The organism is Nitrosomonas sp. (assembly GCA_016703745.1).
Classification (GTDB): domain Bacteria; phylum Pseudomonadota; class Gammaproteobacteria; order Burkholderiales; family Nitrosomonadaceae; genus Nitrosomonas.
On sequence record JADJBK010000006.1, the window covers coordinates 1,629,507 to 1,655,892 of the forward strand.

Sequence of the window (26,386 nt, forward strand, 5' to 3'; positions counted from 1 at the left end):
TTTTGAGTGACTGCCGTTCAGAATGTTTGTTTTTCAGAGGTTCCCTAAGGTGCTGGTTTCGGACGACCCGCGCGTTTATGGCAAGGGTGGTCTGCTCGATCAATTTACCAATAATGATATGCCCCGCGTCGCCATCAGTGTGGATATGCTGGATACCGGCATCGATGTACGTGAAATCATCAATCTTGTTTTTGCCAAACCAGTCTACTCCTACACTAAATTCTGGCAAATGATCGGTCGCGGCACTCGCTTGCTGGAAACCAACAAGCCTAAACCGTGGTGTACCGAAAAAGACGTGTTCCTGATTCTCGACTGCTGGGACAACTTCGAATATTTCAAGCTCCAGCCCAAAGGCAAAGAATTGAAACCGCAACTGCCCTTACCCGTGCGGCTGGCTGGCCTGCGTCTCGACAAAATCGAAAAGGCGATTGATCGCAATCAACACAACATTGCCGAGCGCGAAATCATCAAACTGCGCCAGCAAATCACCGCACTGCCACAAAATTCGGTCGTGATCAAAGAGGCCGCAACCGCGCTCAATCGCCTGGCAGAAGAAAACTTCTGGATCGCCCTTACCCATCCAAAGCTGGAATTCCTGCGCGCCGAAATCAAACCGCTGTTCCGCACCGTATCCGAAACAGATTTCAAGGCGATGCGTTTCGAGCGCGATCTGCTGGAATACTCGCTGGCTTTGCTCAACGAAGACAAGGAACAAGCCGACACTCTCAGGGAAGGCATCATCGAACAAATCAGCGAACTTCCGCTCAGCGTCAACTTCGTCAAAACCGAGGAAGCACTCATCCGTGCTGCCCAGACCAACCATTACTGGGCCAGGATCAACCCAATTGAAATAGAGGATGCGCTGAATGAGCTGACAACTAAACTCGGCCCGCTGATGAAGTTCCGCGAACCGATCACCAGTCCTGGCCCCATCCATCTTGACCTGACCGACACATTGCATTTTAAAGACCGGGTGGAATTCGGTCCGCAGCACGAAGCCGTGAGTATCAGCCGCTACCGGGAAATGGTCGAAGCGTTGATCACCGAACTAACCGAGCATAATTCTGTGCTGCTGAAAATTAAAAACGGTGAAGCGGTCAGCGCGGACGAGGCCTATAACCTGGCCGAGCTACTGCACGCCGAACACCCGCACATTACTGAGGAACTGTTGCGCCAGGTCTATCAAAATCGCAAGGCTGGCTTCATCCAGTTTATCCGTCACATCCTCGGCATCGAGATTCTGAAAAGCTTCCCCGAGACCGTCAGTGAGGCGTTTGAGCAATTTATCCGGCAACACAGCAATCTCAGCAGCCGGCAATTGGAGTTTCTCAATCTATTGAAAAACTTCATCATCGAGCGCGAAAAGGTGGAAAAGAAAGATTTGATCAACGCACCGTTTACGGTGATCCACCCGCAAGGCATACGCGGTGTGTTCAGCCCGGCCGAGATCAACGAAATATTACAGCTCACCGAAAGCTTGGCTGCCTGATATGACCGAAAATCATCGCATCGAATATAAGCGCGAATTAACCGGCAATCTGGAGAAAGAGGTTGTCGCTTTTCTGAATGCCCGTGAAGGCGGCGTACTTTATATTGGCATCGATGATGACGGTAAAGCTGTCGGTGTGCCAAACTGCGATCAGGTTCAGCTCATTATCAAAGACCGCCTGAAAAACAATATCCAACCCTCCATCATGGGTCTATTTGAAATTCTGCATGAAAAACATGATGATAAAGATGTTATCCGCCTCACCGTGGCAGGTGGTCTGGAAAAGCCCTACTATCTGAAAAAATACGGCATGACCGAAAAAGGCTGTTTTTTACGGATTGGCAGCGCTTCCGAGCCCATGCCCCGGGAGATGATTGAAGCGTTCTACGGCAAACGTATCCGCAATACCATCGGCCGCATAGAGTCTCCGCGCCATGATCTGACCTTTGAACAACTCAAGATCTATTATGATACCAAGGACCTGCAACTCAATAACGCCTTCATGAAAAACCTGGAGCTACTTACCCCCGAAGGCAAGCCCAGCTATGCCGCCTACCTGCTCGCCGATGAGAACGGCGCATCATTTCAAATCGCCAAATACGCAGGCACCGACCGGGTTAATCTGATTGAAAATCGCGACTACGGCCGCTGCTCCCTGGTCAAGGCCTTAAAAGCCATGCTGGACCGGGTCAATGTGGAGAATACCGTCTATACCAAAATTGGCTACCCCTTGCGGAAGGAACGGGAAATGATCGACTCCATCGCCATGCGCGAAGCCATCATCAATGCCGTGGCCCATAACGATTACTCCTATGGCGCAACACCCAAGGTCGAGTTTTTCGCGGATCGGGCAGAAGTCACTTCCATGGGCGGCCTGCCCTATGGTGTCACCGAAACGGATTTCTTTGGCGGCTACTCGGTGCCCCGCAACAAAGAATTGATGCGTGTGCTGCGTGACCTGGAAATTGTCGAACACCTTGGCTCCGGTGTTCCGCGCATCCTTAAAGCCTATGGTCAACAGGCCTTTGAAATCCGGGAGAGCTACTTACGTGGTAACCGTCCAACGCTCCCATCTATCTTTCCTGCTGTTTAAGTGATTGAATGAACGCTGGTGTAAGTGGCAGCAATTCATCGATGCGGTTATTGGGCCAGGTCGGTAGTCTGGCGAGGGTGTCTGCAAGCCATGCGGCGGGATCGAGTTTGTTGAGTTGCGCGGTACCGAACAAGGTTTGAATGGCAGCGGCGCGTTGACCGGCACGTTCCGATCCGGTGAATAGCCAATTCTTTTTGCCGATTGCGATCGGGCGGATGGTGTTCTCCACCGGGTTGTTGTCGATCGGAAGAGAGCCGGTTTGTGCGTAGCGGATGAGACCTGGCCAGCGTCTGAGGGTATAGTCGAGTGCTTTGGCGGAGCCGCCGCCATTTGCGGTCTGGCTACGGGTTTGCATCAGCCAGTCATGCAATGCATGCAGTGCGGGCAGGCTTCTGTCTGCCCGCAGTTGCAGACGATCTTCGATGCTCAGGTCTTTGCCTTCTGCTTCGATTGCGTATAAGACGCTGATGCGCTGTATCGCTGCCAATGCCATCGTGCTGGCATTGGCCTGGTACAGGTCAAAGAATTTGCGTCGCGCATGCGCCCAGCACGCCAATTCGACGCAAGGCGATGTGGCTGTGGAAAAAAGTGCTTTATACCCAGCATAGTCATCGACCATCAGGTGTCCTTGCCAATTTTGCAGAAAGTGCCGCGCATGCTGACCGCTACGGCCAGCTTGATAGTCGAAGACGATGATACGCGGCCCGGGTTCAAGATCATTGCTGCGGTAGGCCCACAGGTAGGCTTTACGGGTTTTGCCGCGACCGGGTTCCAATTGTGCAACTGGTGTTTCATCGGCATGCAGCGTGTTGCCCTGCAGTAGATGCCAGGTTAGGCGATCGACCAATGGTTGCAGGGCTACGCCGGTACGGCCTACCCATTCGGCCAGGGTGGAACGGGGCAGCGTGACCTGGTCACGGGCAGCAATCTGCTCCAGGCGATAAAGTGGCAGGTGATTCAGGTATTTGTTTGTCATCACCCAGGCAAGCAGGCCCGGGGCGGCCATGCCGCCATCGATGACTGCCGGTGGCACGGGTTCTGCCGTGATGGTTTCACAGGATTTGCAGGCGTACTGTGGGCGAATGTGGCGATGAACGAAGAATCTGGCGGGTTCCACGTCAAGCTGCTCGGTGATGTCTTCTCTGATATTAGTCAGATCGCAACCGCATCGGTCACATTGGCAGGATGCGGGTTCATGCCGGTGTTCGATGCGCGGCAGGTGATCTGGCAGCGGCTGACGACCGGCGCGGGTACGCGGCACTTTGGTGGCATTGGGGGGTTGGTGTGCTGTTGATCTGTTCGATTTCAGCCTCAATGGCCGTGATATCGGTCAGCGCCGATTCTTCAAACAAAGAAAGCTGCCTGGGTGACAAGGCAGACAACGCTTCATTTTTCCTGCCAAATCGGATACGGCGCAGATGCGCCAATTCCAGGGTGAGCGCCTGAATCTTGAGTTCCAGCGCATAAACTGTCTGCTGTGTTTGCTGGGTCAGATCAAGCTGAAATGCCTGAACCAGATTGACCACCTGTTGTTTGGTGGCCGTATCGAGGTTGAGTTGATCCAGTTGCGCCAGTGAATTCATGAGATGAATTATACCACGAAATCGCAATCAACCGCCTGTTAATAAACAACTATTACATATTTTCTACACCTGAAAATGCCATTGTGGCCGCGCCGATAAACGCCGCCAGTCTACGCCGGCAATCAACCATTCCCACTGCGATAGCGCTAACTCGACACACGCCGCATCCTGCCTCGGCCAGACAAACCGCCCCTGATGCAGGCGGCGCTGACATAACCACACCCCCGTGCCATCCCACAGCAAGACCTTGATGCGATTGCCCGCGCGATTGCAGAATATGAACGCCGAACCCGCGCAGGGCGGGTGACCCAATACCTGCTGCACAATCATCGATAAGCCATCCATGCCGCGACGCATATCCACCGGATCGACCGCCAGCCAGATCTTACCCGCGTGCGCAATCAACCCAGACATGACAGCAATTCTCCCAGCCATCGCGGGGAAACGCTCAGTGGTAATTCCAGCACATGCGTACCGCGACAGCGAAGCTGCAATACTTCCACTGACGCCGCTGTCGGCTTGATCGTAACCGGAATCAAGGCTGGCAGCTTGATATCATCGCGCCCACGCCGGTGAGCGCGCAACCAATTCCCAAACGTCTTCGCATTCAACCCGAGCGCCCGGCAATAGGCTGCCTGCGACAAACCGCTCGTTTGCCAGTTGCTGATATGCTTTTGCTTATCATCCTGTAATGCCATGGCTTATCCTCCTGTAAGGTAATGCAGAGGAGAATAATCCAGAAAATTGTGATTGCGTAGATGGGAGCGTTGGACGGTTACTATCTTTCCTGCTGTTTAAGTGATTGAATGAACGCTGGTGTAAGCGGTAGCAATTCATCGATGCGGTTATTGGGCCAGGTGGGTAGTTTGGCGAGGGTGTCTGCAAGCCATGCGGCGGGATCGAGTTTGTTGAGTTGCGCGGTACCGAACAAGGTTTGAATGGCAGCGGCGCGTTGACCGGCACGTTCCGATCCGGTGAATAGCCAATTCTTTTTACCGATTGCGATCGGGCGGATGGTGTTCTCCACCGGGTTGTTGTCGATCGGAAGAAAGCCGGTTTGTGCGTAGCGGATGAGACCTGGCCAGCGTCTGAGGGTATAGTCGAGTGCTTTGGCGGAGCCGCCGCCATTTGCGGTCTGGCTACGGGTTTGCATCAGCCAGTCATGCAATGCATGCAGTGCGGGCAGGCTTCTGTCTGCCCGCAATTGCAGGCGATCTTCGATGCTCAGGTCTTTGCCTTCTGCTTCGATTGCGTATAAGACGCTGATGCGCTGTATCGCTGCCAATGCCATCGTGCTGGCATTGGCCTGGTGCAGGTCGAAGAATTTGCGTCGCGCATGCGCCCAGCAGGCCAATTCGACACAAGGCGATGTGGCTGTGGAAAAAAGTGCTTTATACCCAGCATAGTCATCGACCATCAGGTGTCCTTGCCAATTTTGCAGAAAGTGCCGTGCATGCTGACCGCTACGGCCAGCTTGATAGTCGAAGATGATGATACGCGGCCCGGGTTCAAGGTCATTGCTGCGGTAGGCCCACAGGTAGGCTTTACGGGTTTTGCCGCGACCGGGTTCCAATTGTGCAACTGGTGTTTCATCGGCATGCAGCGTGTTGCCCTGCAGTAGATGCCAGGTTAGGCGATCGACCAATGGTTGCAGGGCTACGCCGGCAATCAGCCATTCCCACTGCGATAGCGCTAACTCGACACACGCCGCATCCTGCCTCGGCCAGACAAACCGCCCCTGATGCAGGCGGCGCTGACATAACCACACTCCCGTGCCATCCCACAGCAAGACCTTGATGCGATTGCCCGCGCGATTGCAGAATATGAACGCCGAACCCGCGCAGGGCGGGTGACCCAATACCTGCTGCACAATCATAGATAAGCCATCCATGCCGCGACGCATATCCACCGGATCGACCGCCAGCCAGATCTTACCCGCGTGCGCAATCAACCCAGACATGACAGCAATTCTCCCAACCATCGCGGGGAAACGCTCAGTGGTAATTCCAGCACATGCGTACCGCGACAGCGAAGCTGCAATACTTCCACTGACGCTGCTGTCGGCTTGATCGTAACCGGAATCAAGGCTGGCAGCTTGATATCATCGCGCCCACGCCGGTGAGCGCGCAACCAATTCCCAAACGTCTTCGCATTCAACCCGCGCGCCTGGCAATAGGCCGCCTGCGACAAACCGCTCGCTTGCCAGTTGCTGATATGCTTTTGCTTATCATCCTGTAATGCCATGGATTATCCTCCTGTAAGGTAATGCAGAGGAGAATAATCCAGAAAATTGTGATTGCGTAGATGGGAGCGTTGGACGGTTACCGACGTGCTGCGCGTTAAGGGCGGTGTTACCGACTATTGTGTGATTGGTGAAATCGACGTGCAGTCCCTGCGTCAATTTCAGAGTAGTCACCGCTCTCTCGGTAAACCCTTCAAGCCGGTGCCAGACGGATTTAATGACGCGATGGATCATAATCGCAAGGTTCTGCCTGCGGAAGAGGAGGAATAAAGAAAATTATTTACACCCCCGAAATGGCCTCACGCAGGCTTTGCATGAACAGCGCCTTGAGACTTTCCAGTGCTTCAGCCTCGATATCCAGTTTGACCGGTCCGGGTGTCTCGGCGTCTTTTAGTACGGCATACACTGTTATGCCAATGTTTTCGTACTCTGCTTGTATTCCGCCATGGCGGCCTTGAGTTCTTCTGCGGTCATTCTCTACGCCCTCGGACAAAATAGATTCGGTCATCCCGCTTGATATATAAGCGACTTTGTCTCGCGTCAATTGAATCGCCCCGGATTGTCGCGTTCCCATAGGAAGTAACACACGCCACCTTTGAGACCCACGCCCGGAAATACATCTGCCGCACTGAGGTAGCCATCAATGGAGCGCAAGCGATTATCGGTAAGCATAGCTTCTCTGAAATCATCGAGGCCTTTTCCGCCAGCCCCTGGGTGAGGCGGCGGGTGATCTCGCGCAGGAATACGCCCGACTTGGTGCACGGATCGAGGAACTTCACCGTCTTGTCCGCCCAGAGGTTCGCCCCGTCGTGGCTGGCCGCCCACGCCTCGGCCAGGGTATCCAGCATGCGGTTGGCGAACTCTGGCGGGGTGAATACTTCGTCGTTAGACAGGTTGGCGATGCAGCTTAGCACATCGGGATTGCGACCGCGCAGGGTGACATGCTCTCCGCGCGGAATGACCGGTGCTTTTGCGTGCGGCATGCCGGTTTCCGTGTTGGTGGGTACAGAATCCATCCAGTTTGCGGCCAAATCAATCCAATCCGGATTGGTCTTTTCGATCAGGTCAATCTTCCATTGCCTGTTGCGGTTTTTGATTTTCTTTTCAAAACTGATTGCCGAAGCAATATCGTCACCTTGGACGAACCAGATCAAGCGGGTTACATCGTATTTGCTGGTAAATCCTTCAAGCAGATGATGCTTGTGCTGGTACATGCGACGCTCCAGGCGAGCCTTCCTTAGCCAGCGACGACATCCGGGTAAGTGTATCGAGACGAAAATCACGGCGCTGGAATTTGCCTTTTCCAAGGTAGCCCCATTCGGCAAAGGTAACAGGCTGGCCATCATTATTGCGCATAGTCAACGCATCACCGTGTACAAGATTGCATGACAGCACATAAAATGCCGCGCGATAGCATTCATGTGATTGTTCCAGCCTGAGGTAGTCGGCAAATATCTGCAGCAAATTAGCGCGGCACTCGCTGATGTTGTCCATCAACAGTTCAATGCCATAGATACACATCAATGCAAGAAGGGCGTAGTGCTTTTTTTCAAAATCAGATTTCCCGAATTTAAAATCAACTGCTGCTAACTTGCGCTGCAAAACCGGCACGAGAAAATTGCCGTTGCCGCATGCCGGCTCCAGAAACCGCGCATCAATCCGCTCCGATTCACCTTTCACCAAATCAAGCATGGCTTCAACCATCCATGGAGGCGTAAACACTTCCCCATGATCAGCGACACGTCGTTTGGATTTAATCAGACTCAAGTATTTCTCCACTTCAGACGTAAGAACGGAGGGTAAACAGCGACGGTAAAACCAAAAAATACCCGTAGACGAGGCACTTATTTATCAGCATCTACATTTTTCATTTCAAAGGCTAATTCCTGCATAATTTTTTATCATATTCTATTTTCTGCCCTATTCAGCTGCACGCTTGACATGGAGCCTGAATGTACGAAAAGCTCGTTCAACTGTCAAACGTGGTGATAATCGATCAAAAAACGATGGCATTCCGGGTTTGGCTAGCACAGAAAGCCAGAGTTTTTGCCGCATTCTGGCACAGGCGATTGCGCACACGCCGATAGTTGAGATCAGGCGCAGGGAACCTGAAAAACCTTGCGATCTTCCAGGCGAACTGCCGTGAGATTCCCTCCCCACAGACAGCCGGTATCAAGCGAAATGAGATTGCGTTCCATGCGTAATCCCAAAGCCGACCAATGGCCAAACAGGATTGTGTGTGTTTTACTTGCGCGATGCGGGACATCAAACCAGGGTAAATATCCTGCAGGAATCCCGGCCGGATTGCCTTTAAAGGCAAAATTCATTTTGCCATCAAGTGTGCAGACCCTCAGTCGCGTCATGGCATTGATGATGACGCGCCAGCGATTTTCTCCTCGCAGATTGTCTTGCCAGTGGTCAGGATCGTTGCCATACATGCTGGGAGAAAACGCTTGGAAAGACCGCTCATCGCGTAATAAATGCTCAACTTCCTGTGCGAGATATTCTGCTTGATCCACGCTCCAGCCAGGAAGCAAACCGGCATGAACCAGCACATACTCGTCCTCGTGGTAAAACAGACGCTGACGTCGTAACCAGTTCAACAGGTTTTCCCGATCGGGCGCCCGCAAAATAGATTGCAGGGTATCACGTGGTTGTTCTGTTGCAACGCCAGCAGCAACCATCAAAAGATGCAGGTCGTGATTGCCGAGCACCATAAGCGCGGCATCATCCATCTGCATCAATGTGCGCAATACCGCGAGCGAATCTGGTCCCCGATTGACAACATCCCCTGCCAACCACAGCTTGTCACGGCTGGGGTTGAAACCGATCACTTCCAGCAACTGCTGAAAATGTGGATAACAGCCCTGCAGATCACCTATGGCATAAGTCGACACGTAATGGCTTCGACAGTTAACGTAGTCCTAAAACATCCTGCATATCGAACAGGCCGGATTTTTGGGTGGCCAGGAAGCGAGCTGCGCGCAGTGCGCCTGTGGCAAATGTTTTACGGCTGTTTGCCTTGTGAGTGATTTCGATGCGCTCCCCAATACCGGCAAACAGCGCGGTATGGTCTCCAACAATATCACCGCCACGGATGGTCGAAAAGCCGATCGTATCGGAAGTCCGCTCACCGGTATGACCTTGTCTGCCGTAAATTGCCACCTGATCCAGCTGCCGATTCGCCACCTGAGCGATAATCTCTCCCATACGTAATGCTGTTCCCGAAGGGGAATCAACCTTGTGGCGATGGTGCGCCTCGATGATTTCGATGTCATAGCCCTTCTGTAAGGCGGCTGTTGCAACTTCGAGGAGTTTGAACAACACATTGACGCCAATACTCATATTTGGTGCGAACACAATGGCAATCTCGTTCGCGGCATCCTGAATAATCGTTCTTTCGGCAGCAGTAAATCCCGTGGTGCCAATGACCATTTTTATATTCAGTTCACGACAGACGGCCAGATAGGCCAGCGTTCCAGCCGGACGGGTGAAATCAATCAGAATGTCACTGGTTTTTAGGGCATCGATATGGTTAGAGCTGATCGAAACCCCGCAAGGCGTGCCCAGCAATGCGCCGGCATCCTGAGATAGCAGCGGATTACCTGGTTGCTCCAGCGCGGCTGACAGCTTCAGGTCTTCTGTCTCTGCGAGGGCCTCTATCAATGTTCTGCCCATGCGGCCAGTACTGCCGGCTACTGCGATATTCGATATCGTCATTCCCTGCCTCTATAAAATTCATCCTGATTTTGTTTCATGAAATCAATCGCTCGACTATCGTTTACTTCACTCTGAGGCAAGCGGTTGGGATTCTCGATTGAATCAAATGGCTGTCCAGATGCAGGTATAATTTCCTCTGCTTCACTGAAGGTGGCAGGTACAGGAAAATCCCCGTCGATCCTTGTCAAACGATCATTTTCAAAAAGAATAGTCAGCCTTTTTTCTTCCGCAACCCGCCCGCTGGGCGCAAGACGATAGACATAATCCCAGCGGTTGTTGTGAAAAGGATCGGTTATCAGCGGCGAACCCAATGCGAAACGAACTTGTGAGCGCGTCATGCCCATTTTGAGTTTAGCGATCATCTCTTCCGTTACCACATTGCCCTGCTGGATATTGATTCGGTATGGGAAGGCCGGCAGGTAGGAACAGCCGGTTAAGATGGCAGAACAAAGCAACAGCAGAAGTAACTGTAGTAAAGATAGATTCATGCCGGGCAATTTTTTCTGGATCCAGCGGGAGTGAAGAGTGAAGCCAGATAAATAACGCAATAAAATTGAATGTCCAAAGTAAATAGTGCGGGCAGCGACCCAAAATACCAAGCTTTTGAGTCCTTGTATGATACAGCAAATCTCTTTTTTTGAAGGATGAAACCATGAATAAACCGGGAAATTCAAAGAGCGCCGAGCTTAAGAATATTGGTCTTAAAACGACACTACCTCGCTTAAAGATATTAAATTTATTTGAAAATAGCCAGATTCGTCATCTGTCGGCGGAGGATATATACAAGGAGTTACTTGCCGAAGGTGAAGATATTGGTCTGGCAACGGTTTATCGCGTACTCACGCAATTTGAACAAGCCGGATTACTGGAGCGTCATCACTTTGAAAGTGGCAAAGCGGTATTTGAACTTGCCAGTACTAATCATCACGATCATCTTGTCTGCCTGCAATGCGGGCGTGTTGAAGAATTCCTCGACGAAGAAATCGAGAAACGCCAGACCAAAATTGCAAAAGAACGAGGGTTCATTCTTCAGGAACATTCTCTGTCCTTATATGCAGATTGCACCAAGGAGAACTGTCCACACCGCAAATAGCCCAATTGGGGCTCCAATATCGTTAGCGTTGTGTGCGGCTGGCCAGTTAATGATAGCGGGGTATTTAGCTAAAACAGCCTATAGATTCAATGAAATACAGGTTTGATTATTTCTGGTGGCTACTATTTCCTTATCGAAAAAACGCTATCACATCGAGGTAACCGGATGGGTGCAGGGTGTTGGTTTTCGGCCTTATGTGCATCGACTGGCAACCGGCATGGGGCTTTTCGGCTGGGTGCGTAACAGTAGTAACGGTGTTGAAATTGAGGTAGAAGGAGAGGCAGCGGTGCTGGCGAGTTTCATCCACACACTGCCGCAACAGAAGCCGCCACATGCGATAATTGCCAGCCTGCAAACCCGACTGATTCCCTGTCATTACATCGCGGGGTTCGTGATTCGACCCAGTCTTGCCAATCCCGGCAATCATCGTCATCTACCGCTTGATCTGGCAACCTGTCATGCCTGCAAACAAGAGCTGTTTGACCCCGACAACCGGCGTTACCGTTATCCGTTTATCAACTGTACCGATTGCGGCCCGCGTTACAGCATTCTGACCGGTATGCCTTATGACCGGGCGAATACCACAATGGCGGCCTTTGCTCTGTGCGACCCGTGTGCGGCGGAATACCATGATCCGGGAAATCGCCGCTTTCATGCCGAGCCAAACGCCTGTCCGCGCTGTGGGCCCGTTCTGCAATACGGCAACCGGGACGGAACGGTCGTTGCCACGGCGGATGCCGCCTTGCAGCTGGCAATCACCGCGTTGCGTGATGGGAAAATCATTGCGGTCAAAGGGCTGGGCGGATTTCATTTGCTGGTCGATGCCAGAATCGAGGAAGCCGTGCTGCGATTAAGAACACGCAAGCACCGCCGCCGTAAGCCATTTGCCGTCATGTTTCCCGATCTGGCGCAAGTAGCAACCGCTTGTGAATTATCTGCTGAAGAAGCCAGCCTGCTTGCCTCCCCTCAGGCACCGATTGTGTTGCTGCAACGCCTCAAAGAAAATCAGGCTGTCTGTAAAGCGGTGGCGCCGGATCAACCCACACTGGGCGTGATGCTGCCGTATACGCCGCTGCACCACCTGCTGCTTGATGCGCTTGGCTTTCCGGTGGTCGCAACCAGTGGCAATCTGTCGGATGAGCCACTATGCAAGGATGAGACGGAGATGGTGGCAATGCTTGGTCAGATTGCCGATGCGTATCTTGCCCACAATCGTCCGATTGCGAACCGCATTGATGATTCGGTGTTGTTCGTATCCCATGGCAAACCGGTGATGCTGCGCGCTTCCCGGGGGTATGCGCCTCTCCATATCGAGCTTGACGAGGCCGTATTACGCCCGCTGATGGCGACCGGCGGACAGCTCAAAAACACAGTTGCGCTTGCAGCCGGGCACAGCTTGCTTATCAGTCCGCATATCGGCGATCTGTCAGCGCTGGCAACTGTCAGGGCGCAGCGAGAGACGATTGAAACGTTGTGTTCGCTATACGCCATTCAACCAGAGAGGGTGGCATGTGATCTGCACCCCGATTATCAGTCAACACGGACAGCCGAAAAACTCGGGCTGCCACTTACAGGCATACAACATCATGAAGCCCATGCACGCAGCTGCATGGCAGAACATAGGTTACGCGGCAAGGCGCTTGGCATTGTCTGGGATGGCACGGGTTACGGCACCGATGGCACCATCTGGGGCGGGGAATTTCTGCAGATTAATATCCGTGGCTTTCAACGTGTGGCTCATTTTCTGCCCTTTCCACTACCGGGTGGCGAACGGGCGATCCGTGAGCCGCGTCGTGCGGCGCTGGGCGTTCGCTACGCAATCGACGGCGACGACTGTTTTGCTGATTTGCATGTCAGTACAAACGATTTCTCCACAGCCGAACTGGCAATATTGCAGCAAATGCTCACCAACCGGACAAACTGTCCGATGACGTCCAGCGTCGGGCGGCTATTCGATGCGGTCGCGTCACTGACTGGCTTATGTCATGTGAGCGACTTCGAGGGGGAAGCCGCGATGGCGCTGCAACATGCAGCCGCCGCAGCCATGGCGGACAATACGGTGTATCCTTTTGTTATTTCACCGCTTGATGAAAGTGGCCTGAATGTTGACTGGCGGCCCATGCTGCGTCAGATCATCGATGAGGTTGCCCATAACCATGCGGTTGGCCGGATTGCTGCAAATTTCCATATGACGCTGGCGCAAATGGCCGTTGCCGTCGCGCAGCAGATTGGCGAAAAAGTCATCCTGCTCAGCGGTGGCTGTTTTCAGAACCGACTGTTACAGGAACAAACCTGTCAGGCACTGAAAACGGCTGGATTCGAGGTATATCATCATCATCTGCTGCCCGCCAATGATGGTGGCCTGGCCGCCGGGCAGATCATGACCGCGATACCCATCTTTCAGGAGACATAACCATGTGTTTGGCAATACCGGGGTTAATTGAATCCATATCAGGAGAAGCAGAGGGCCGTCTTGCCAGGGTACGCTTTGGGCAGATCGTGAAGGAAGTCAATCTGGTATTCGTGCCGGAAGCAGATATCGGTGATTATGTGCTGGTTCATGTCGGTATCGCCATTTCCAGAATCGATCCGGCTCAGGCGGACAAAGCATTTACCTATCTCGACGAAATTGGCGCTACCGGAAAAGTCGGTGAGGAGAGTGCATGAAATATCTCGACGAATACCGCGATGCCGAGGCAGCAAAGCAATATCTCGCCGCCATCGCGCAGATCACGACCCGCCCGTGGACAATCATGGAAGTCTGCGGCGGACAGACCCATTCGATCGTCAAATATGGGATTACTGATCTCTTGCCCGCAGCGATCCGCTTGATCCACGGGCCGGGCTGCCCGGTATGCGTCACCCCGGTCGAGATGGTCAACAAGGCCATTGCCATTGCGCAAAAGCCTGGCGTGATTTTCTGCTCTTTCGGCGATATGCTGCGCGTGCCGGGTTCCGATTGCGACCTGTTGTCACTCAAGGGCGAAGGTGCCGATATCCGCATCGTCTATTCGCCGCTTGATGCCGTCCGTATTGCGGCAGACCATCCGGATCGGCAGGTCGTCTTCTTTGCTGTCGGTTTCGAGACGACCGCGCCTGCCAATGCGCTGGCCATTCACCAGGCGGCTACCCGGGATATCCGGAATTTTTCGGCGCTGGTGTCCCATGTGCTGGTTCCTCCTGCGATCGAAGCGATCATGACTTCGCCAGACACCCAGGTGCAGGGGTTTCTGGCGGCCGGTCACGTCTGTACCGTGATGGGCTTTACCCAGTACACCCCTTTGGCTGAAACATACCGCGTGCCCATCGTCGTCACCGGTTTCGAGCCAGTGGATGTGCTGCAGGGCATCTACATGTGCGTGCGCCAGCTGGAGGAAAACCGCCATGAAGTCGAGAACCAGTATGCCCGCTCAGCCACTGCAGCTGGCAATCGCCATGCGCAGCAACTGGTCAGCACCGTATTTCAGGTCAGCGCGCGTAAATGGCGCGGCATAGGAGAAATTCCGGCAAGTGGTCTGTCACTCGCGGATGACTACGCGGCATTCGATGCCGAACGGCGTTTTGATGTGGCGGACGTTTCCACTGCAGAATCGGCGGAATGTATCAGCGGCCAGGTTTTGCAGGGCATCCAGACGCCGCTTGCGTGCCCCGCGTTTGGCACAACCTGCACTCCGGAACACCCACTTGGCGCGACCATGGTTTCCGGCGAAGGCGCCTGCGCAGCTTACTATCATTACCGCAGAAGCACGCCCTCCCCGGCCAGCCCGAACAGCAAGGAGCAACATATACCATGACAAAGACGACAGCAGAATCTTTTACGCTTACCTGCCCCATTCCCTTGGTGGATTATCCTCGCGTGCTGATGGCGCACGGCAGCGGCGGGCGGATGATGCAGCAGCTGATCGAAAAAATGTTTTACCGCGCGTTCGACAACCCGGAACTACTCTCGGGACACGATGGCGTTACGCTCGACGTAGGAGGAATCGAGGCTGGCAAGGTTGTGTTTACCACTGATTCCTACGTGATTCGACCCCTGTTTTTTCCTGGTGGTGATATCGGCTCGCTTGCGATCTTTGGAACCGTCAACGATCTCGCCATGTGCGGTGCGCGACCCCGCTATCTATCGGCAGGCTTCATTCTGGAAGAAGGTCTGGCCATGGAAACACTATGGCAGGTGGTCTGCTCGATGCGCCGGGCGGCGGATCTCGCCGGGGTGAAAATCGTCACGGGTGACACCAAGGTCGTCGAAAAAGGCAAGGGTGACGGGCTTTACATCAATACTGCCGGCATCGGTGAAATGCACCATGCTGTCAGCATCCATCCCCAATCCGTACAACCCGGTGACAAGATCATTGTCAGCGGCGATATTGGCCGCCATGGCATGGCCGTGATGGCGCAACGCGAAGGACTTTCGTTCGAAAGCGATCTGGCGAGTGATGCCGCGCCGCTCAACCATTGCGTGATGGCATTACTCGATGCGGGACTCGATATTCACTGCCTGCGCGATATTACCCGTGGTGGACTTGCTGCGGTACTGTGCGAAATTGCTCAAAGTGCCGCGATACAGATCGACATCGACCAGCAGCAGATTCCCGTGAGCGATGCCGTCAGCGGCGCTTGTGAATTACTCGGACTCAACCCGCTGCATGTTGCCTGTGAAGGCCGCTTCGTTGCTTTTGTCACGCCCACTGCCGTGAAAAAGACACGGGAAATCATGGCGAGCTTCAATCAAGGTGATCCGGCCTGCATCGGAGAAGTTACGGCAGGCGAAGCAGGGCTCGTTACCATGAAAACCGCCATCGGCGGCCAACGTATTCTCGATATGCCAAGCGGTGAATTGCTGCCGAGGATTTGCTGAATTCGATTTCTGAATTTCAGGTGATCAAGTATTCACCGTATCTCACGATCCTGCCGATTTTTAACCTGATTAGCAATGTAAAAATAGAGTAACGCGCTGGCCGCTGCGGCAAAAAAGCACCAGACCGATGCAAACGTCTGCCGGTAAGCAAAAAATGCCACTAAGAACCCCAGCACGATGACGCCACCCGCCACATTCAGCCATCGGTCACTCGACAGAATGAACGGCACGCAGGTGGCAAATAAATACATTATCAGGACAAGCTGCTGACCCTCAACATCGTGGTCATAATAGATACTCTGATTGACGATCCGCGCCACGATCGGTTCATCAATCAACCCGATGATGGTATAACCCGCCAAACCTAACCCCACCAGCAGCATCGGCAAAATAATTTTTTTCGTATGGTCATCGGCTTCTGCCCGATAAACCGCAAACGGGGCGTAAACCGGCCAGATCACGCCAATAAAGATTCCGTACAGACTGGGCAGCCAGAACAGTGCCCACGGCGGATACCCGTCTTGCAGCACTATCCAGAGAAAGCCTTCCGCCCACTGCTGCAAGGCAAATAGTAGCGGAATAAATGCAACGAAAATAAGCGGGCTATTATTGGCTCGCCTGACCGCACTCACCCCGATAAGCGCAAGCGTACCCCCAACGATAAAACTGGCTTGTGCCGAAAAACACATCGTATGACTATCCTGAAAAAGTGATCAGTAGAAAACCGAATATTCACCAAGTCAGGTGATAGATGATGTTACCGGATAGCCGGGAAAACCGTGAAGCAAATTAACCCTCAAACAATCCATCATTAATCGTGAAAAGAAAATCGTCCTTGTCGGAAATTTTTACACTTTGGGCAATGAAAATACTAACTACAGTTTATCTTGTTGATAATAAACAAAAATATTTTATGGCATCTTTTGTGCTTATTTTAAATTGGGAGTTGCTTGAATTTCAACTTGATTAAGCAGCAATACCCCGATAGCACGATTATTAATTTATCTTTATAAATGAGGTTTACCATGCAATACAAAAAAATATTTTCGGCCATCGCCGTTTGTTCCAGCTTATTTGCTACGTCTCTGAGTGCGGCACCCATATTGAGCGACGTGATTTTTGTCGTTGATGAATCCGGTTCCATGGGTAACGTTCAAGCTAACCTGAGAAGCAATATTGGATTGTTTGCCAGCATTTTGACGGGTACCGGCCAGGTAGACGCTCAATACGGGCTGGTAGGTTATGGAAACAACTTGGTTGTTCCGAGAATGGTGACTGATCTGACGGATCCAACAACCTTCGCTACTGCCGCACTGGGATTGCGCACTAATGGTGGAACTGAACCAGGCTACACCGCCACTGCATTTGCATTAAATGCGCTGGATGGTCAGACTTCCTTGTTTTCATTCCGGTCAAATGCTGTAAAAAACATCATCATTCTGACGGATGAACCCTCAAATGGCGACAGAGTAAATCGCGGTGCGGTTGGTGGTGTAGCGGTATCCGCTGCTATTCTGGACGGTGTGTTGACCGATAATAATGCGCTGTATAACGGTGTATTGCGTAATACAGGCACCATTAATTCCTATTCCACTTTGATTACTGATCACGGTGGTACAGTGTTTGATTTAAACCAGTTCAACACAACCGACCAAACTGTCGTGCAAGCTTTTGTCACCGACTTTGCAAACAGAAAACTCCAGGAAATCATTGATTTTTGCAGACTGAATCCCAATGATCCAGCTTGTAGCGGAAACCAGGTGCCCGAACCCGCTTCTTTGGCGCTATTGGGTCTGGGTTTGTTCGGCTTGGTAGCTGCCCGTCGACGTAGTGTCTTGATGTAAAAATCATCGACACTTCACTCGCTAACCTTCCCGTTGCGGGTGAAGTGTTATTTGCCTTCCCTATCTGTACTATCCTCAGAATACTCAGCCTGCTTGAATTGCGATCACCAACAGGTAATCATCTACATAGTGCTGGTTAACATGATCAGTTAGTCCGCATAGGCCCGACTGGTTTTGTGTCATCGGGCTTTCGTGTTGATCGAGGTCATTGATGAATTCACGGTCAATGCTATGATGTCAACCGCGTTATTTCTTACACTTTTTACATACCAGACGCTTTCGTCCGCGTTATGAACATGACAACCATCAAGCCACAGCTTGCGCGGCAATTGACCGGATTGCTGTCACGCTATCCCAATATCAGGCTGGCAATATTGTTTGGTTCTCAGGCAAATCCTGAACGACAAAAACACTTCGGCAGCGATATCGATCTGGCGATCATGACCGATGCGCCGGTAAGCGATCATTTTAAAATGGAATTGATCGAGACAATCGGCATAGAGTTAGGCTGCCCGGTGGATATTGTTGATGTCAATGACGCTCCGGAACCGATACTTGGGGAGGTTTTCAAAGGTCAGCGCCTGCTGGGAGACGATACGGTTTACGCACGCCTGCTGACACGTCATCTGCTGAATACTGCCGATTTTGTCCCGCTGCGGGAAAGAATACTGAAGGAAAGACGCGATCGATGGATACGGTAGTACTGGCCGAAAAACTGGAGTCCCTTCGGCGTTCCATCCAGCGGATAGAAGATAAAAAACCAGGTAGTGTCGATCAATTGAAACAGAATATCGATCTGCAGGATATTCTGGTACTCAATCTCACCCGCGCCGTACAACTAAGCGTTGATATCGGCAGCCATATCATCAGTCACGCCGATCACGCGGCGCCGCAAACCATGGGAAACGTATTTACCATACTTCAGGAAATCGGCGCCATTTCCGAACCGACAGGTCACCGGTTAAAAAAAGCCGTGGGCTTCAGAAATGTTGCAATTCATCAATATGAAGCGATTAATTGGGAAATTGTTTATGCTGTCTGTGAACATTCCATTCAAGATTTTCGCCAGTTTGCACTGGAGATCAGCCACTATGTCAGGTTGTGATTTTTTTCACAACGTGGCGAGCCAGACTGGATCATTAATCAGTTGGAAGCCGTAAAAAAATAAGTGTTACAGTCATCTATGAACGACTCCTAATTCCAATTACAGATAGAAACAGCAATAATTATATTAGTTTAAATTATTAAAAACAGTTAGTTATATATTTTATAATTTTCATGTCTATCAAAAATTGGAATTAGGGAGAAAAAGATTCATCTCTGCTCAAATAACGCCATTTGCCTTCCGGCAGATCCGCCAGTCTGACCTGACCGATACGCACGCGTTTCAGGCCGGTTACCTGCAATCCCACTTGCTCACACATACGCCGGATCTGACGTTTTTTGCCTTCCTGCAAAATAAACCGTAGCTGATCCTGATTCAGTCGACTGACTTTTGCCGGTTTCAGGCGTTGGCCGTCGAGCTGCAAGCCATGGTTGAGCAAAGCCAGCCCTTCATGGGTCAGCTTTCCTTGAATCCGGACCAGATATTCTTTTTCGATTTTTGAGTGTTCACCGATCAATTGACGGGCAATACGGCCATCCTGGGTATAAACCATCAGCCCCTGCGAATCGATATCCAGCCGGCCAGCGGGAGCAATGTGGTTGATATGTTGCGGAAGAAAGCGAAGGGTGGCTGGATTGGGGCAATATTGTGAACGACTGTTCACCAGGCTGATGGCGGGCAGGTAGCCTTTTTCCGGCTGGCCGGATACGTAGCCGACGGGTTTATTCATTAATATCGTTATCAGATTTTGCTGTTCGGCATGCGCAACGGCATCCAGCGTAATGGATTGCGAGGGGTAAACCTTGATGCCCAGCTCGCTCACGGGTTGGCCATCGACATAAACCCGGCCCTGCTCGATAAAGCGATCTGCTTCGCGCCGAGAACACAGCCCCTGCATCGACATCAATCTGGAAAGACGTATTTTTTCCACTATCTGTCAACGATGGGCTGCATCCTGCTGGTCGGTCCGCAGATCTGCCGGTGGCGATACGGGCGGTTTGGCAAGAGAATCCAGTCGAAGATGCAGCGCGGCTTTCGCCAGCATGTGCGCGCTCACCGGCGCGGTCATGAACAGAAACAGGGTCACCAGCACTTCATGCAGGCTGATGCTTTGCTCGATCAGGCTGAAATAAAGCGCCGAAGCAATCAGCAGACAGCCTACACCCAGGGTCGTTGCCTTGGTCGGGCCGTGCAGGCGGGTGTAGAAATCCTTCAAGCGGGCAAGCCCTAGCGAGCCGATAAACGCAAAAACCGCACCGGTAACAATTAGCAGAGAAATCAGAAATTCGAGCATGGCAGGTCTTCCTTTATTCGATGATATCGCCACGCAATAGATATTTACATGCGGCTACCGTACCGATAAACCCCATCACGGCAATTAAGAGCGCCGCTTCAAAATAAAGCGCGCTGCCCAGATGTATGCCAAGCAGAATCAACAACGCGAGGGAATTGATATAGAGCGTGTCGAGCGCAAGAATGCGATCCGGCAGGCTGGGGCCGCGCAGCAGTCGCCAAAAGCTGAGCGCCACCGCGAATGTTACTAACGTCAGGGCAATCATTACGGCAATGGAAATCATTTTTCGAAAATCTCCTTTAATGGGGCTTCGTAACGCGATTTGACAGTTGCAATCAGTGCATCAGGTTCGGTTTCATTCAAGGCATGCACCAGCAGATAACGATGATCAGGTGACACAAGTGAAGATACCGTTCCTGGCGTCAGAGAGATCACATTGGCAAGAAAGCTGATTGCCAGCTCGGATTGGACATCAAGCGGAATCGTTACGAATACCGGATGCAGATTTTTTGGATTACCCAGAATCAGGCGCGCAACCGTGAAATTTGCAACAACAATATCCAGCAGGAAAATACCCAGGAATTTCAGCAGAAGCCATGGTCGTTTAATCCGAATCTGCTCTGGCCAGAATGAGATGGTCAGTTGCGGTAATAGCCAGCCCAGAAACAATCCCAGCACGATCTGTCCGGATTCCACACTATTAACCAGTAACAACCACAGAATTGCCAATATGGGGGTCAACAACGGGTGGGGCAGCAGTCGTCGCATTAGTTTGGTTCCCCCATCAACAGAACGGCACGGATATATCCGGCTGGCTGCAGCAATTGTTCGGCTGTGAGCTGCAGATAACCGCTCACCGGCCCTGCGAACAACACCAGCGCCAGGCACAGGCTCAACAGCCCGACAATCGGAATGGTTTCCGCAAAAATGGAAGGGGTACCCATACGAGCGGGTACCGGCGCGCCCTGTACCTTATAGAACAGCAGACTACCGCTGCGTGCCAGCGCAACCAATGCCAGCAGGCTGGTGATCAGTATCACCGCCATGATCCACACAAATTGCGAATGTGCTAATGCCGCGCGTAGAATCATGAATTTGCCAATAAAACCTGACAACGGTGGCAAACCTGCCAGCAAAACAGCCGTAACGAAAAAGAGACCACCCAGTAGCCGCGCATGCTCAATTGGAGGAGCCGATTCAAACCGGTCCGTCAACATGCCACGCCGACTGGCAATGCTGTTGGCGAGTAAAAAACAGGCTGATGCAGCAAAAGTCGAATGTGGCAGATAATACAAACCTGCTGCAATACCTGCTTCGGTATTGAGCCCCAATGCAACCAGCAACGAACCGACAGAAGCCACGACCAGATAAGCCGTTTGCTGACGCAATCCCTTACTCGCCACCACCCCCGCCATGCCGATCAGCAATGTCAGCAACGCAAGCGGCAACAGCCACGGTTCGATCAGGTTGGCCGCCAGCCCTCCTTGCGAGCCGAATATCAGTGTGTAACTACGCAGAATGCTATAGACACCGACCTTGGTCATGATGGCAAACAATGCTGCAACCGGTGCCGATGTGTGTGCATACGCCGATGGCAACCACAGATAAAGCGGTACCAGAGCGGCTTTGAGCGCAAACACACCAAACAGCAATAACCCGGCGGCCTTAATCAAGGGAACCTGCTCCTGCGGCATTACTGCGATCCTCATTGCCAGATCCGCCATATTGAGCGTACCCAACAACCCATACAGCACTCCCACTGCGAACAGGAACAGGGTCGAGCCCACGAGATTGATCACGACGAAATGCAAACCGGCTTTGGTTCGCAACCGGCCACCGCCATGCAGCAGCAGGCTATAGGATGCAATCAGCAGAATTTCGAAAAAAACAAACAGATTGAACAAATCGCCGGTAAGAAACGCGCCGTTTAAACCAAACAACTGCAACTGAAACAGCGCATGAAAATGGTGTCCACTGCTGTCGGTGCCGTTCAACGCATAGAGCAGGGAAAACAGGGCAACCAGGGAGGTCACCAGCAGCATCCAGACAGCAAGACGGTCTGCTACCAGCACAATACCGAAAGGCGCCGGCCAGTTACCCAGGGAATACGTCAAAATTTCCCCGCCATTAACCTGAAAGAGCAGCCCTCCAGCCAGAAGAATCTGCAGCAGAATCGACAGAACACTAACACTGCGCTGCAGTAACAGATTTTTTTCCCGCAGTAATATCAGAATGATGCCGGTCAGCAGCGGCAACAATACTGGAGCAATGACACTATGCGCCATCATGGCTTATGAATTCCATCTACATGGTCATTGCCCATTTCCTTGTAGGTCTTGAGTGATAGCACAATCACAAACGCCGTCATGGCAAAACTGATCACGATCGCGGTCAGCACTAGTGCCTGAGGAATCGGGTCCGCATAAACTTCCCCATTTTGTCCAATGATCGGCGGGGCGCCGATCGTCAGCCGCCCCATCGCCAGCAAGAAAATGTTGGCCGCGTAGGACAGGAATGTCAGCCCCAGCACGACCGGAAAGGTCCGCTCACGCAGCGCCAGATAAACGCCGCAAGCCGTCAGCGTTCCAATGATGATTGCAATTAGTGCTTCCATTAAGGTGTTTTCGGATGAGAATGAGTAGAGTGGCCGCGTACATGACTATCGCTGTGCACCATACCAAGGTTGACGATAATGAGCACGGTCACGCCCACCACCACGAGAAAAACGCCCAGATCAAATGCCATCGCCGAGGCCAGCTCAAATTCTCCGGTTATGGCCGGTTGTACATGGCCGAAGGTGGATGTCAGAAATGGATAGCCAAACCACCAGCTGGCAAACCCTGTCACGAGGGCAATCAGTAAACCACTGCCGATCACGGTGTGCATGTTGACTGGCAGACGCACCTGCGTCCAGGCGGTACCTTGCGCCAGATATTGCGTAATCAGCGCAACCGCAGTAATCAGTCCGGCAATAAAGCCGCCCCCTGGCTGGTTATGGCCGCGCAACAGGATAAAGATAGCCACCATCAGCATCAGCGGAAACAATATTCGGGTCAGTGCACCCATGATCAGTGGATGGCGATCTTCATCCCAGGTTTGGGTACTGAAATCAGTAGCCAGACTTTTGAGCTTCAACCCCTCCAGCATTGCATAAACTCCCAAGCCCGCTAGTGCCAATACAGTAATTTCCCCAAGAGTATCGTAACCACGAAAATCAACCAGAATAACGTTAACAACATTTTTCCCTCCCCCTTCCGGCAAGCTGTACATCAGGAAAAAATCAGCGATCGTGTCATATGGCCGGGTCAGCACCCCCCAGGCCAACGCCGCCACACCAATGCCCGCACAGGATGCAAGCGTGGCATCACGCCACCGCCATATGGGTTTGGAAACCGGTGGCGTAATTTGCGGCAGGAAATACAGTGCCAGTAACATCAGCACGATGGTCACAAATTCTACCGAAAGCTGGGTCAGCGCCAGGTCAGGTGCGGAAAATTTGGCAAATATCAGCGCAACGCCCAGACCGACTGTGCCGATCATGATGAGTGATATCAGTCGTTGACGGTGAAACAGCACGGTTGCCACTGCCGCGAGCAATATCACAATGGCAACAACCAGACTGACACCATCCACAGGCAATAATGCCCGTTCGCCTGTGAGAGAAAATGATTCACCGGTAAACCCCTCTGTGCCGAGCAGTATCGCAAACAGAATCAGCACCCATACCATGCGCTGCAGCGACTCTGTCTGCAGCAGGTTCGTCACATAATTCATGGTCAGGAACAGTTTATCCAGCATAAACTGATAGAGTGTTTTCATCGATAGCCATTCGATACCATGCTGTCGCAACGAGAAAAAATGGCTTAACAGATGATAGACAGTAATGCCGCCAGCCAGCGCGATCAGGCTCATTCCCAGCGCCGGATTAAAGCCGTGCCAGATGGCAAGCGTATACTGCGGTAGCGCTGTCTGTAATGTGCCGCTTGCCGCAACCGCCAGCAGTGGCGCGACCGTCAGATTGGGAAAGATGCCCACAATCACACACAACACGACGAGAACTTCTACCGGCACCTTCATCCAGCGCGGCGGCTCATGTGGTGTTTTTGGCAAACCCGTCGGTGCCGCGCCAAAAAAAACGTTGTGAATGAAACGCCAGGAATACGCCACAGCAAATACACCTGCCAAGGTTGCGCCCGCTGGCAGCAGCCAGCCCCATGGTAAATTAATATCATGCAGGGTCTCGGCAAAAAACATTTCCTTGGAGAGAAAACCGTTCATCAATGGTACGCCTGCCATTGATGCCGCTGCGACCATCGCCAGTGTTGCGGTATAGGGCATAAATTGCCAAAGGCCACTTAAGCGACGCATGTCACGTGTGCCTGCTTCGTGATCAATGATACCCGCCGCCATAAACAGAGAAGCCTTGAAAATAGCGTGATTGATGATGTGAAAGATACCCGCAACCGCTGCCATCGGTGTGCTGATGCCAAACAGCAGCGTAATCAGACCAAGATGACTGATGGTCGAATAGGCGAGCAGTCCCTTGAGATCATGCTTCCACAGCGCAATGTAAGCACCGAGGATCAGCGTGATCAAGCCCGCGCCACTAACCAGCCAGAACCATTCCGGCGTACCGGATAAAGCCGGGAACAGTCGCGCCAGCAGAAACACACCGGCCTTGACCATTGTCGCTGAATGCAGATAGGCTGAAACCGGCGTAGGAGCCGCCATCGCATTGGGCAGCCAGAAATGAAACGGAAACTGTGCTGACTTGGTAAACGCGCCCAATAACACCAGCAGCAGCATCGGGAGATAAAGTGGATGCGCGTGGATCAGCTCACCAGAAGCAAGAACGGTAGTCAATTCATAGCTGCCAACGATCTCGCCCAGCAGCAAAAATCCACCCAGCAGAGCCAGTCCACCCGCCCCGGTAATGGTCAGCGCCATGCGCGCACCACTTCTCGACTCTTGGCGATGTTGCCAGTAACTGATCAACAGAAAAGACGAAAGACTGGTCAATTCCCAGAAAATTAGCAGCAGAATAAGATTTTCCGCCAGTACAATCCCCAACATCGAACCCATGAACAACAGCAGATAGGCATAAAACCGCCCCATGTCATCGTGCGCGGAGAGGTAATATCGCGCGTAGACGATGACCAGAAAACCGATACCGAGAATCAGCAAGGCAAACAGCATTCCCAGACCATCGAGACGAAACACCAGATCGAGCCCCAACGCAGGCATCCACTCAAAACGCGACAGCAGGGTTTGTCCGTCGAATACAGCAACCGCCTGCAAAAGCAAGAGGCCGAGCACCAGCAGGTTGACCGCTCCAGCAAACCAGGCAGCGTGCAAACGTCCCAGCCTGGAAATCATGGCAGCAAAAGGTGCGCCAAAAAAAGGCAAAAGGACAATTGACAGTAAACTCATATTGATTAACAGTTTGTTTCTAAAAAATATTGGGCACGACTACCCCAGGTTTGCGGAAAAAACGTAAACAGCAGGATTGTTTTCAGCGGGCGCTATTATGGCATCTTTTGCTTATCGTTTGACTCGACCTCTCTCACCGGCACGCGCCAGATGAAGAAAGCCAGCAATAATGCCAGCAACACCAGCATGGCTTTCAACCATAAGGAGGAGACAATCAGAATGGAGCTGCCAAAAGACAATGTCATGAACAGATAAGCCCAGCGCTTGACCTTGCGGGGCATACTACGGTATTCACACCATTCACAAATGATTGGACCAGCAATACGATGATTCATCAACAGCACATGAAAACGCTCGGAACTGCGTGCAAAGCAGCCCGCTGCCAGTAAAATAAATGGGGTAGTGGGTAAAACTGGCAGGAAAATACCGAGAATACCTGCTATAAGTGCGGTCAAACCAATTACGAAATACAGCCAGCGAATGAACGAGGATTCGTGCAGTTGCAGGAGATGGATCTGCGCAGTTTTTGTTGGCTGATCACTATTACGTTTGGCAAGCATGATTGGTATCCTCTAAATATATCGGACCAACAGAGCGCTTTTAAAAGTTCATATTTTTTACTATTTTCCTACTAT

Annotated in this window: 26 protein-coding genes and 5 pseudogenes; 11 read left to right on the forward strand and 20 right to left on the reverse strand. The window is 52.1% G+C overall.

The genetic code is table 11. The features are described from left to right. The first annotated feature begins 46 nt into the window (after positions 1–46). Positions 47–1,489: pseudogene (locus tag IPG31_08800) on the forward strand (restriction endonuclease subunit R). 1 nt (position 1,490) lies between these two features. Then, positions 1,491–2,540, forward strand: a pseudogene (locus tag IPG31_08805) (putative DNA binding domain-containing protein). Positions 2,541–2,562: 22 nt separating this feature from the next. Here IPG31_08805 and IPG31_08810 read toward each other — a convergent pair. The 5 genes and pseudogenes from IPG31_08810 to IPG31_08830 all read right to left on the reverse strand — a co-directional run bounded on the left by IPG31_08810 (position 2,563) and on the right by IPG31_08830 (position 6,409). Then, positions 2,563–4,165: pseudogene (locus tag IPG31_08810) on the reverse strand (IS66 family transposase). Between the two features lie 63 nt (positions 4,166–4,228). Next, entirely contained in the window at positions 4,229–4,579 is a 351-nt protein-coding gene (gene tnpB / locus IPG31_08815; protein MBK6618442.1) for an IS66 family insertion sequence element accessory protein TnpB, read from the reverse strand. After that, positions 4,567–4,863: an IS66 family insertion sequence element accessory protein TnpB gene (locus IPG31_08820; protein MBK6618443.1), complete on the reverse strand. Its 297-nt coding sequence runs from the start codon at positions 4,861–4,863 to the stop codon at positions 4,567–4,569. The genes tnpB and IPG31_08820 overlap by 13 nt, the downstream gene beginning before the upstream one ends. 80 nt (positions 4,864–4,943) lie before the next feature. Next, a complete protein-coding gene (locus tag IPG31_08825) occupies positions 4,944–6,125 on the reverse strand; it encodes an IS66 family transposase (GenBank protein MBK6618444.1) in 1,182 nt (393 codons plus the stop codon). Next, positions 6,113–6,409 (reverse strand): IS66 family insertion sequence element accessory protein TnpB, encoded by a 297-nt coding sequence (locus tag IPG31_08830; GenBank protein MBK6618445.1) that lies wholly within the window; start codon positions 6,407–6,409, stop codon positions 6,113–6,115. The genes IPG31_08825 and IPG31_08830 overlap by 13 nt, the downstream gene beginning before the upstream one ends. A gap of 82 nt (positions 6,410–6,491) precedes the next feature. Here IPG31_08830 and IPG31_08835 point away from each other — a divergent pair. Then, positions 6,492–6,677: pseudogene (locus IPG31_08835) on the forward strand (hypothetical protein). 10 nt (positions 6,678–6,687) lie between these two features. Here the strand turns inward: IPG31_08835 and IPG31_08840 are convergent. The 6 genes and pseudogenes from IPG31_08840 to IPG31_08865 all read right to left on the reverse strand — a co-directional run bounded on the left by IPG31_08840 (position 6,688) and on the right by IPG31_08865 (position 10,615). After that, the gene (locus IPG31_08840; protein ID MBK6618446.1) at positions 6,688–6,951 is read right to left on the reverse strand and encodes a hypothetical protein; all 264 of its coding nucleotides are present in this window, start codon (positions 6,949–6,951) and stop codon (positions 6,688–6,690) included. 8 nt (positions 6,952–6,959) lie between these two features. Then, positions 6,960–7,390: pseudogene (locus IPG31_08845) on the reverse strand (Eco57I restriction-modification methylase domain-containing protein). Positions 7,391–7,592: 202 nt separating this feature from the next. Further along, positions 7,593–8,174: an SAM-dependent DNA methyltransferase gene (locus tag IPG31_08850; GenBank protein MBK6618447.1), complete on the reverse strand. Its 582-nt coding sequence runs from the start codon at positions 8,172–8,174 to the stop codon at positions 7,593–7,595. 326 nt (positions 8,175–8,500) lie between these two features. Continuing rightward, positions 8,501–9,304: a symmetrical bis(5'-nucleosyl)-tetraphosphatase gene (locus IPG31_08855; protein ID MBK6618448.1), complete on the reverse strand. Its 804-nt coding sequence runs from the start codon at positions 9,302–9,304 to the stop codon at positions 8,501–8,503. A gap of 16 nt (positions 9,305–9,320) precedes the next feature. After that, positions 9,321–10,127, reverse strand: coding sequence for a 4-hydroxy-tetrahydrodipicolinate reductase (gene dapB / locus IPG31_08860; GenBank protein MBK6618449.1), 807 nt, complete (start codon positions 10,125–10,127; stop codon positions 9,321–9,323). Beyond that, a complete protein-coding gene (locus IPG31_08865; GenBank protein ID MBK6618450.1) occupies positions 10,124–10,615 on the reverse strand; it encodes an outer membrane protein assembly factor BamE in 492 nt (163 codons plus the stop codon). The genes dapB and IPG31_08865 overlap by 4 nt, the downstream gene beginning before the upstream one ends. A 164-nt stretch (positions 10,616–10,779) precedes the next feature. On the opposite strand from IPG31_08865, the gene fur reads away from it, so the two are divergent. The 5 genes from fur (at position 10,780) to hypE (ending at position 16,078) form a co-directional block, all read left to right on the forward strand. After that, positions 10,780–11,220, forward strand: a complete 441-nt coding sequence (gene fur / locus IPG31_08870; protein ID MBK6618451.1) for a ferric iron uptake transcriptional regulator — start codon at positions 10,780–10,782, stop codon at positions 11,218–11,220. A 115-nt stretch (positions 11,221–11,335) separates the two neighbouring features. Next, on the forward strand, positions 11,336–13,633 hold the full coding sequence (gene hypF / locus IPG31_08875) for a carbamoyltransferase HypF (GenBank protein MBK6618452.1): 2,298 nt from the start codon (positions 11,336–11,338) through the stop codon (positions 13,631–13,633). A gap of 2 nt (positions 13,634–13,635) precedes the next feature. Beyond that, positions 13,636–13,887, forward strand: a complete 252-nt coding sequence (locus IPG31_08880) for a HypC/HybG/HupF family hydrogenase formation chaperone (GenBank protein MBK6618453.1) — start codon at positions 13,636–13,638, stop codon at positions 13,885–13,887. Then, the gene (gene hypD, locus IPG31_08885; GenBank protein ID MBK6618454.1) at positions 13,884–15,014 is read left to right on the forward strand and encodes a hydrogenase formation protein HypD; all 1,131 of its coding nucleotides are present in this window, start codon (positions 13,884–13,886) and stop codon (positions 15,012–15,014) included. The genes IPG31_08880 and hypD overlap by 4 nt, the downstream gene beginning before the upstream one ends. Further along, on the forward strand, positions 15,011–16,078 hold the full coding sequence (gene hypE, locus IPG31_08890) for a hydrogenase expression/formation protein HypE (protein MBK6618455.1): 1,068 nt from the start codon (positions 15,011–15,013) through the stop codon (positions 16,076–16,078). Before hypD ends, hypE begins: the two co-directional genes overlap by 4 nt. Before the next feature lie 32 nt (positions 16,079–16,110). Here hypE and IPG31_08895 read toward each other — a convergent pair whose 3' ends face one another. Beyond that, complete coding sequence (locus tag IPG31_08895; GenBank protein MBK6618456.1) at positions 16,111–16,767, reverse strand: hypothetical protein; 657 nt, start codon at positions 16,765–16,767, stop codon at positions 16,111–16,113. Positions 16,768–17,457: 690 nt separating this feature from the next. Between IPG31_08895 and IPG31_08900 the strand changes: the two genes are divergently transcribed. The 3 genes from IPG31_08900 to IPG31_08910 all read left to right on the forward strand — a co-directional run bounded on the left by IPG31_08900 (position 17,458) and on the right by IPG31_08910 (position 19,027). Continuing rightward, complete coding sequence (locus tag IPG31_08900; GenBank protein MBK6618457.1) at positions 17,458–17,922, forward strand: PEP-CTERM sorting domain-containing protein; 465 nt, start codon at positions 17,458–17,460, stop codon at positions 17,920–17,922. A gap of 296 nt (positions 17,923–18,218) precedes the next feature. Then, the gene (locus IPG31_08905; GenBank protein MBK6618458.1) at positions 18,219–18,623 is read left to right on the forward strand and encodes a nucleotidyltransferase domain-containing protein; all 405 of its coding nucleotides are present in this window, start codon (positions 18,219–18,221) and stop codon (positions 18,621–18,623) included. Continuing rightward, positions 18,611–19,027 (forward strand): DUF86 domain-containing protein, encoded by a 417-nt coding sequence (locus IPG31_08910; GenBank protein MBK6618459.1) that lies wholly within the window; start codon positions 18,611–18,613, stop codon positions 19,025–19,027. The genes IPG31_08905 and IPG31_08910 overlap by 13 nt, the downstream gene beginning before the upstream one ends. A gap of 193 nt (positions 19,028–19,220) precedes the next feature. Here the strand turns inward: IPG31_08910 and IPG31_08915 are convergent, their stop codons facing one another. The 8 genes from IPG31_08915 to IPG31_08950 all read right to left on the reverse strand — a co-directional run bounded on the left by IPG31_08915 (position 19,221) and on the right by IPG31_08950 (position 26,311). After that, positions 19,221–19,958, reverse strand: a complete 738-nt coding sequence (locus IPG31_08915; protein ID MBK6618460.1) for an rRNA pseudouridine synthase — start codon at positions 19,956–19,958, stop codon at positions 19,221–19,223. A 6-nt stretch (positions 19,959–19,964) separates the two neighbouring features. Beyond that, the gene (locus tag IPG31_08920) at positions 19,965–20,321 is read right to left on the reverse strand and encodes a Na+/H+ antiporter subunit G (protein ID MBK6618461.1); all 357 of its coding nucleotides are present in this window, start codon (positions 20,319–20,321) and stop codon (positions 19,965–19,967) included. A gap of 13 nt (positions 20,322–20,334) precedes the next feature. Beyond that, positions 20,335–20,604, reverse strand: a complete 270-nt coding sequence (locus tag IPG31_08925) for a K+/H+ antiporter subunit F (protein ID MBK6618462.1) — start codon at positions 20,602–20,604, stop codon at positions 20,335–20,337. Continuing rightward, positions 20,601–21,089 carry a Na+/H+ antiporter subunit E gene (locus tag IPG31_08930; protein ID MBK6618463.1) on the reverse strand — a complete coding sequence of 163 codons (489 nt, stop codon included), beginning with the start codon at positions 21,087–21,089 and terminating at the stop codon, positions 20,601–20,603. The genes IPG31_08925 and IPG31_08930 overlap by 4 nt, the downstream gene beginning before the upstream one ends. Then, positions 21,089–22,606, reverse strand: a complete 1,518-nt coding sequence (locus IPG31_08935; GenBank protein MBK6618464.1) for a monovalent cation/H+ antiporter subunit D — start codon at positions 22,604–22,606, stop codon at positions 21,089–21,091. Before IPG31_08935 ends, IPG31_08930 begins: the two co-directional genes overlap by 1 nt. Beyond that, entirely contained in the window at positions 22,606–22,935 is a 330-nt protein-coding gene (locus tag IPG31_08940) for a Na+/H+ antiporter subunit C (protein ID MBK6618465.1), read from the reverse strand. Before IPG31_08940 ends, IPG31_08935 begins: the two co-directional genes overlap by 1 nt. Then, the gene (locus IPG31_08945; protein ID MBK6618466.1) at positions 22,935–25,751 is read right to left on the reverse strand and encodes a monovalent cation/H+ antiporter subunit A; all 2,817 of its coding nucleotides are present in this window, start codon (positions 25,749–25,751) and stop codon (positions 22,935–22,937) included. Before IPG31_08945 ends, IPG31_08940 begins: the two co-directional genes overlap by 1 nt. A gap of 95 nt (positions 25,752–25,846) precedes the next feature. Further along, positions 25,847–26,311 (reverse strand): YbaN family protein, encoded by a 465-nt coding sequence (locus IPG31_08950; GenBank protein MBK6618467.1) that lies wholly within the window; start codon positions 26,309–26,311, stop codon positions 25,847–25,849. Positions 26,312–26,386 lie beyond the last annotated feature (75 nt).

Excerpts from the sequence above, each read along its gene's own strand:
- IPG31_08910 (MBK6618459.1), top strand. The coding sequence starts at position 18,611 with ATGGATACGGTAGTACTGGCCGAAAAACTGGAGTCCCTTCGGCGTTCC.
- IPG31_08880 (MBK6618453.1), top strand. The coding sequence starts at position 13,636 with ATGTGTTTGGCAATACCGGGGTTAATTGAATCCATATCAGGAGAAGCA.
- IPG31_08945 (MBK6618466.1), bottom strand. The coding sequence starts at position 25,751 with ATGAGTTTACTGTCAATTGTCCTTTTGCCTTTTTTTGGCGCACCTTTT.
- hypD (MBK6618454.1), top strand. The coding sequence starts at position 13,884 with ATGAAATATCTCGACGAATACCGCGATGCCGAGGCAGCAAAGCAATAT.
- IPG31_08930 (MBK6618463.1), bottom strand. The coding sequence starts at position 21,089 with ATGCGACGACTGCTGCCCCACCCGTTGTTGACCCCCATATTGGCAATT.
- IPG31_08825 (MBK6618444.1), bottom strand. The coding sequence starts at position 6,125 with ATGTCTGGGTTGATTGCGCACGCGGGTAAGATCTGGCTGGCGGTCGAT.
- IPG31_08820 (MBK6618443.1), bottom strand. The coding sequence starts at position 4,863 with ATGGCATTACAGGATGATAAGCAAAAGCATATCAGCAACTGGCAAACG.
- IPG31_08940 (MBK6618465.1), bottom strand. The coding sequence starts at position 22,935 with ATGGAAGCACTAATTGCAATCATCATTGGAACGCTGACGGCTTGCGGC.
- hypE (MBK6618455.1), top strand. The coding sequence starts at position 15,011 with ATGACAAAGACGACAGCAGAATCTTTTACGCTTACCTGCCCCATTCCC.
- IPG31_08935 (MBK6618464.1), bottom strand. The coding sequence starts at position 22,606 with ATGGCGCATAGTGTCATTGCTCCAGTATTGTTGCCGCTGCTGACCGGC.
- fur (MBK6618451.1), top strand. The coding sequence starts at position 10,780 with ATGAATAAACCGGGAAATTCAAAGAGCGCCGAGCTTAAGAATATTGGT.
- dapB (MBK6618449.1), bottom strand. The coding sequence starts at position 10,127 with ATGACGATATCGAATATCGCAGTAGCCGGCAGTACTGGCCGCATGGGC.
- IPG31_08920 (MBK6618461.1), bottom strand. The coding sequence starts at position 20,321 with ATGCTCGAATTTCTGATTTCTCTGCTAATTGTTACCGGTGCGGTTTTT.
- IPG31_08865 (MBK6618450.1), bottom strand. The coding sequence starts at position 10,615 with ATGAATCTATCTTTACTACAGTTACTTCTGCTGTTGCTTTGTTCTGCC.
- tnpB (MBK6618442.1), bottom strand. The coding sequence starts at position 4,579 with ATGTCTGGGTTGATTGCGCACGCGGGTAAGATCTGGCTGGCGGTCGAT.
- IPG31_08895 (MBK6618456.1), bottom strand. The coding sequence starts at position 16,767 with ATGTGTTTTTCGGCACAAGCCAGTTTTATCGTTGGGGGTACGCTTGCG.
- IPG31_08925 (MBK6618462.1), bottom strand. The coding sequence starts at position 20,604 with ATGATTTCCATTGCCGTAATGATTGCCCTGACGTTAGTAACATTCGCG.
- IPG31_08905 (MBK6618458.1), top strand. The coding sequence starts at position 18,219 with ATGACAACCATCAAGCCACAGCTTGCGCGGCAATTGACCGGATTGCTG.
- IPG31_08950 (MBK6618467.1), bottom strand. The coding sequence starts at position 26,311 with ATGCTTGCCAAACGTAATAGTGATCAGCCAACAAAAACTGCGCAGATC.
- IPG31_08830 (MBK6618445.1), bottom strand. The coding sequence starts at position 6,409 with ATGGCATTACAGGATGATAAGCAAAAGCATATCAGCAACTGGCAAGCG.